Annotated in this window: 6 protein-coding genes; all 6 read left to right on the forward strand. The window is 72.1% G+C overall.

Translation table 11 applies throughout. From position 1 onward, the window contains the following. Window positions 1-33: 33 nt before the first annotated feature. The 6 genes from rbfA to HMPREF0043_RS02720 all read left to right on the forward strand — a co-directional run bounded on the left by rbfA (window position 34) and on the right by HMPREF0043_RS02720 (window position 5,665). Entirely contained in the window at window positions 34-474 is a 441-nt protein-coding gene (rbfA, locus tag HMPREF0043_RS02695; protein ID WP_379050984.1) for a 30S ribosome-binding factor RbfA, read from the forward strand. Continuing rightward, window positions 467-1,489 carry a tRNA pseudouridine(55) synthase TruB gene (gene truB, locus HMPREF0043_RS02700; protein WP_232206000.1) on the forward strand — a complete coding sequence of 341 codons (1,023 nt, stop codon included), beginning with the start codon at window positions 467-469 and terminating at the stop codon, window positions 1,487-1,489. Before rbfA ends, truB begins: the two co-directional genes overlap by 8 nt. Window positions 1,490-1,519: 30 nt before the next feature. Then, complete coding sequence (locus HMPREF0043_RS02705) at window positions 1,520-1,735, forward strand: hypothetical protein (protein ID WP_021601314.1); 216 nt, start codon at window positions 1,520-1,522, stop codon at window positions 1,733-1,735. A gap of 5 nt (window positions 1,736-1,740) precedes the next feature. After that, on the forward strand, window positions 1,741-2,730 hold the full coding sequence (locus HMPREF0043_RS02710) for a bifunctional riboflavin kinase/FAD synthetase (RefSeq protein ID WP_040317708.1): 990 nt from the start codon (window positions 1,741-1,743) through the stop codon (window positions 2,728-2,730). Window positions 2,731-2,887: 157 nt separating this feature from the next. Next, window positions 2,888-3,157, forward strand: a complete 270-nt coding sequence (rpsO, locus tag HMPREF0043_RS02715) for a 30S ribosomal protein S15 (RefSeq protein ID WP_021601316.1) — start codon at window positions 2,888-2,890, stop codon at window positions 3,155-3,157. Between the two features lie 195 nt (window positions 3,158-3,352). Further along, window positions 3,353-5,665 carry a polyribonucleotide nucleotidyltransferase gene (locus HMPREF0043_RS02720; protein WP_021601317.1) on the forward strand — a complete coding sequence of 771 codons (2,313 nt, stop codon included), beginning with the start codon at window positions 3,353-3,355 and terminating at the stop codon, window positions 5,663-5,665. Window positions 5,666-5,786: the final 121 nt, after the last annotated feature.

Genomic DNA, 5,786 nt, shown 5'->3' on the forward strand with positions numbered 1-5,786 from the left:
CGCCGCGGCGGCCCGCCTCCGCGAAAGGAGGGCATCGTGCCCAATCCACGATCCGCCAGGGTGGCCGAGCGGATCCACGAGATCGTCGCCTCCCTCGTGACGAACAGGCTCAAGGACCCCCGTCTGGAGCTCGTGACGATCACCGACGTCCGGGTCACCGGCGATCTCCAGCACGCCACCGTCTTCTACACCGTCTACGGCGACGAGCACAAGCTCGCATCCGCCGGGCGCGCGCTCGAATCCGCCAAGGGGCTGCTCCGCTCGCAGGTCGGCGCCCAGCTGGGCCTGCGCCTGACACCCAGCCTGGAGTTCGTCCCGGACGCCCTGCCCGACACGGCCCGGTCCTTGGAGGACGCGCTCGCGACGGCGCGCCGCCGCGACGAGCAGATCGCCAGGTCGGCGGCCGGCGCCCGGCCTGCGGGCGAGGCCGATCCGTATCGCAAGCCGCGCGACGCCGAAGAGCCGCGTGGCTGAGCCGTCCGGCAGCGGCGCGGCCCGCCGGGCCATGCCCTGGGGCGACCTCCCGCGGGGTGAGTTCCCCGGCTCCGGCCTGCTCGTCGTCGACAAGGACGCGGGCGTCACCAGCCACGACGTCGTCGCGGCCGTCAGGCGCCTGGCCGGGACCCGCAAGGCCGGCCACGCCGGAACGCTCGACCCCATGGCCACCGGCGTCCTGTGCGTCGGCGTGGGACGGGCCACGAAGCTGCTCCGCTACGTCACGGGCGCCGACAAGGAGTACACGGCGACCGTCCGCCTGGGCGTGGAGACCTCCACGGAGGACGCCGACGGGCGGGTGACCGCCGCCCGCGGGGCCGCGGGCGTGCGGGTCGAGGCGGTGGACCGCGCGATCGCCGCCCTGACGGGCGTCGTCGAGCAGGTGCCCAGCTCGGTCAGCGCCGTCAAGGTCGGCGGCCGGCGCGCCCACGAGCTGGTGCGCCGCGGCGTCGACGTCCGCCTGCCCGCGCGGCCCGTGCGGATCTCCGCGTTCGAACGCGAGGGCGGCCTGGCCGTGTCGCGGGCCGGCGGCGACGCCGGGCCCGTGACGGTGGCCGACGTCCGCGTCAGGGTCGTGTGCGGCGCCGGAACCTACGTCCGCGCCCTCGCGCGGGATCTGGGAGCCGCCCTCGGAACGGGCGCGCACCTGACGGCCCTCCGACGCACGCGCGTGGGGATGTGGACGGAGAGCCGGGCCACGACGATAGCCGGCGTCGCTCGCCTCCTGCTGGCGGGCGGCGGAGTGCCGCTCGCGCCCCTGGCGGAGGTGTGCGCCGCCCTCTTCCCGCGCGTCGACGTGTCCGACGACGAGGCGGAGGACCTGGCCAGCGGCCGGTTCATCGCCATGCGCGAGTGGGGCCAGGCCCCGCCGGGGTCGGGGGAGGAGCCCGTCGCGGCGGCGTGGGGGAGCCGCGGCCCGGTCGCCCTCGTCTGCGAGCGGGGCGGCCGCCTCAAACCCGACCTGCTCCTCGCCCTCGGCGAAGACGCGCTGTGACGGCCCGGGCGCCGGGGTATCCTTGACGGCATGACTGACATCGACAACGGCGGCTGCGGCTGCCACGCCGCCGAGGCGAATCCCGCTCAGAGCGCGTCCGAGCAGCCGGCCGAGGCCGACGGCTGCGCCTGCGGCTGCGGCGGCCGCAAGGGCGCCGGCTCTCAGGCGGCGCGCGCCGCCCGGGCCGCAGGCCATTCCGACATCTCCGACGGCCGCGAGGACCTGGGGCTTCGCGGCGCCCGATGACGCCCATTCGCGTATGGCGGGCGCCCGAGGACGTCCCCGCGGACCTCGGGCGCACCGTCGTCACCATCGGCGTGTTCGACGGCGTGCACCGGGGCCATCGCGCCGTCCTCGCCGAGACCGTCCGCCAGGCCAGGCAGGGCGACCTCACCTCCGTCGCCCTGACGTTCGACCCCCACCCGGTGCTCGTTCACCGCGCCGCGCCGATCCGGCTCGTGACGACGCTGGCCGACCGCATCGACCGGCTCGCGGCGGCGGGGATCGACGCGGTGTACGTCCAGGAGTACACCTTCGACTACGCGCGGGCCACCCCGCGGGAGTTCGTCGAGGACCAGCTCGTCGCCCGGTTCCACGCCGCGGCCGTGGTCGTGGGGGAAGACGTGCGCTTCGGGTACAGGAACTCCGGCGACGGCGCCGAGCTCGAACGGCTGGGCCGGCGGGCGGGCGTCCACGTCACCCTCGTGCCGGATCGAAGCGCCCCCGAGGGGCGCCGCTGGTCGTCGACGTGGATCCGAGAGCTGCTCGCCTCGGGGGACGTCGCCGGCGCGGCGCGCGTGCTCGGACGGTCCCACCGCATCAGGGGGCAGGTGGTCCACGGCTTCCGGCGGGGACGCGAGATCGGCTTCCCCACGGCCAACCTCACCGGCGACGGCCTGGGCGAAGTCCCGGCCGACGGAGTCTACGCCGGATGGCTCGTCCGCTCCGTGCCGGGCTCGAAGGCCGCCGAATACCTTCCCGCAGCCATCTCGGTGGGGACGAATCCGCATTTCGAGGGCACGGAGCGAACGGTGGAGGTCCACGCCCTGGGACGCAGCGACCTCAACCTATACGGCGAGTCGATAGCGGTCGACTTCGTCGAATACCTGCGCCCCATGCTGAGCTTCGAGTCCCTCGACGGGCTCCTGCGGCAGATGGACGAGGATCTCCGCGTCACCGCGGAGATCCTCGGGGTGCCGACCGCCGGCCGGGTCGACCCGGCGGCCGTGACGGCCACCTGACGCCGGACGTCCCACCGGGTATTCAAGGTCACACGGATGTCGCGGATGGGGATTTGTGGACACCTGGTAAACTTGTCAAGCCGTCAGGTCGGCCACGGATGCGTCATGCTCGGGAGAACAGGCCCCGCAGCTCCGTGCAACGGACGAAGGAGAATCAATGGCCCTCAAGGCTGAAGAGAAGCAGAGGATCATCGCGGAGTACGCGACGCACGAGGGCGACACGGGTTCGCCGGAGGTCCAGGTCGCGCTGCTGTCGGCACGCATCAAGGAGCTGACCGAGCACTTCCGGTCCCACCCGCACGATCACCACTCGCGGCGCGGGCTCATGCTCCTCATCGGCCAGCGCAAGCGTCTCCTGGCGTACCTCGCCGAGGAGGACATCCAGCGCTACCGCTCACTCATCGCACGTCTCGGCCTGCGCCGGTGACTGCAGGCGGTCCGGACATTGCCCGGGCCGCCTTTCGGCATGCGGGGCGCATCGTATGCCTTCCGGAGGGCGCGGCCCTCCGGCACAAGAAGACAAGAAGAAACCCCGGGCCCGGTCCTCGGTGGGAGCTTCCGGAGTCCGTCCGTGAGTCGCCACTGAAGGCCGTGTCGGGGCCAATCAAAGGAGAATAACCCTATGGAGGGACCCGACGTCCACTCGTCAGAGGCCGTCATCGACAACGGGAGCTTCGGCAAGCGGACCGTTCGCTTCGAGACCGGGCTGCTGGCCCGCCAGGCGAACGGCTCGGCGCTGGCCTACCTCGACGAGGAGACCACCGTCTTCGCCGCCACGACGGCGTCGAAGGCGCCCAAGGAGCACTTCGACTTCTTCCCCCTGACCGTCGACATCGAGGAGCGGTCCTACGCGGCGGGCCGGATCCCCGGCTCGTTCTTCCGCCGCGAGGGCCGCCCCGGCACCGAGGCCATCCTCGCCGCGCGGCTCATCGACCGTCCGCTGCGCCCCGCCTTCACGAAGGGCATGCGCAACGAGGTCCAGATCGTCGGCACCGTGCTGACCGTGCACCCCGACGACCCCTACGACGTCCTGGCTATCAACGCGGCGTCCATGTCCACCTCGCTGGCGGGCCTGCCCTTCTCCGGCCCGATCGGCGGAACCCGCATGGCCCTCATCGACGGGCAGTGGGTCGCCTTCCCCCGGTGGAGCGAGCTGACGCGGGCCACGTTCTCCATGGCAATCGCGGGCAGGGTCGTCGGCGACGACGTCGCCGTCATGATGGTCGAGGCCAAGGCCCCCGAGCACGCCGACATCGTCATCAACGCGGGCGGCGCCAAGCCCACGGAATCCGTCGTGGCCGAAGGCCTGGAGGCCGCCAAGCCGGTCATCCGCGCCCTGTGCGAGGCGCAGGCGAAGCTCATCGGCGAATGCGGCAAGCCGGTCGGCGACTTCCCCTTCTTCCCGGACTACACGGAGGAGCAGCTCGAGGCCGTCACCGAGTCGATCGGCGACCGCCTCCAGCCCGTCCTCGGGATCGTCGCCAAGGCCGAGCGCGACGAGGCCCTCAACGACCTGACCGCCTCCGTCGTCGAGGAACTGGCCGAGCGCTTCCCCGAAGAGGAGGGGATGCTCGCCGCCGCCGTCAACGCCGCCTTCAAGAAGACGATGCGCCACCACGTCCTGACCGAGGGCGTGCGCATGGACGGGCGCACGCCCGTGGAGATCCGCACGATCACGGCCGAGGCCGGCGTCCTTCCCCGCGTCCACGGCTCGGCGCTGTTCCAGCGCGGCGAAACCCAGATCCTGGGGGTGACGACCCTCAACATGCTCAAGATGGAGCAGCAGCTGGACAACCTCTCGCCGGCCACCCACCGCAGGTACATCCACCACTACAACTTCCCTCCGTACTCGACGGGGGAGACGGGCCGCGTCGGATCCCCCAAGCGCCGCGAAATCGGCCACGGGCATCTGGCGGAGATCGCCTTGGAGTCCCAGCTCCCCTCGCGCGAGGAGTTCCCCTACGCGATCAGGCAGGTCTCCGAGACCATGGGCTCCAACGGCTCCTCGTCGATGGGCTCAGTCTGCGCGTCGACCCTCTCTCTCTACAATGCGGGGGTCCCGCTGAAGGCCCCCGTCGCGGGCATCGCCATGGGCCTTGTCTCCGACACGATCGACGGGGAGACCAAGTACTGCACCCTCACCGACATCCTCGGCGCCGAGGACGCCCTGGGCGACATGGACTTCAAGGTGGCCGGCACCCGCGAATACGTCACGGCCCTCCAGCTCGACACGAAGCTCGACGGCATCCCCGCGGCGGTCCTCGACGCCGCGCTCACCCAGGCCCGCGACGCCCGCTTCGCGATCCTCGACCTCATCGCCGAGGCGATCGACGGCCCCGACGAGCTCGCCTCGACCGCTCCGCGCATCATCGCCGTGAAGATCCCGGTCGACAAGATCGGCGAGGTCATCGGCCCCAAGGGCAAGATGATCAACCAGATCCAGGAGGACACGGGCGCGGAGATCACGATCGAGGACGACGGCACCGTGTTCATCGGCGCGACGGACGGCCCCTCCGCCGAAGCCGCCCGCGCCGCCATCAACGGCATCGCCAACCCGCAGATGCCCGAGGTCGGCGAGCGGTTCGTCGGCACGGTCGTCAAGACGACCACCTTCGGAGCGTTCGTCTCGCTCTCGCCGGGCCGCGACGGTCTCCTCCACGTCTCCCAGATCCGCCGGATCGTCGGGGGCAGGCGGGTCGAGAACGTCGAGGACATCCTCAACGTCGGAGACAAGGTCGAGGTGGAGATCGGCGAGATCGACCCCCGAGGCAAAGTCTCCCTGGACGCCGTCGTGGAGGAGTCGGCGGCCGGAGAGGCCGCCGAGCAGGCCGCAGCCTCCGAGCGTCCCGCGCGCCGCGAACGCGAAGGCCGCGAGCGGGGTTCGCGGCGGGGTTCCCGCCAGCGCCGCCGCACGCGCGAGGACGCGGCGAACTAGGCCGGCTCGGCTGCGTCATCCGGCGGGGAAGAGGCGCGACCGCACCGCTTTCCGGCAGGAGGTGAACCCTGCGCGCCGACGTCCCGTGCGTCATGCCGGCGGTGGGCCCGGGGAGACTCCC

It is taken from the genome of Actinobaculum sp. oral taxon 183 str. F0552 (genome assembly GCF_000466165.1).
GTDB lineage: Bacteria > Actinomycetota > Actinomycetes > Actinomycetales > Actinomycetaceae > Peptidiphaga.

Excerpts from the sequence above, each read along its gene's own strand:
- HMPREF0043_RS02720 (WP_021601317.1), top strand. The coding sequence starts at position 3,353 with ATGGAGGGACCCGACGTCCACTCGTCAGAGGCCGTCATCGACAACGGG.
- rpsO (WP_021601316.1), top strand. The coding sequence starts at position 2,888 with ATGGCCCTCAAGGCTGAAGAGAAGCAGAGGATCATCGCGGAGTACGCG.
- HMPREF0043_RS02705 (WP_021601314.1), top strand. The coding sequence starts at position 1,520 with ATGACTGACATCGACAACGGCGGCTGCGGCTGCCACGCCGCCGAGGCG.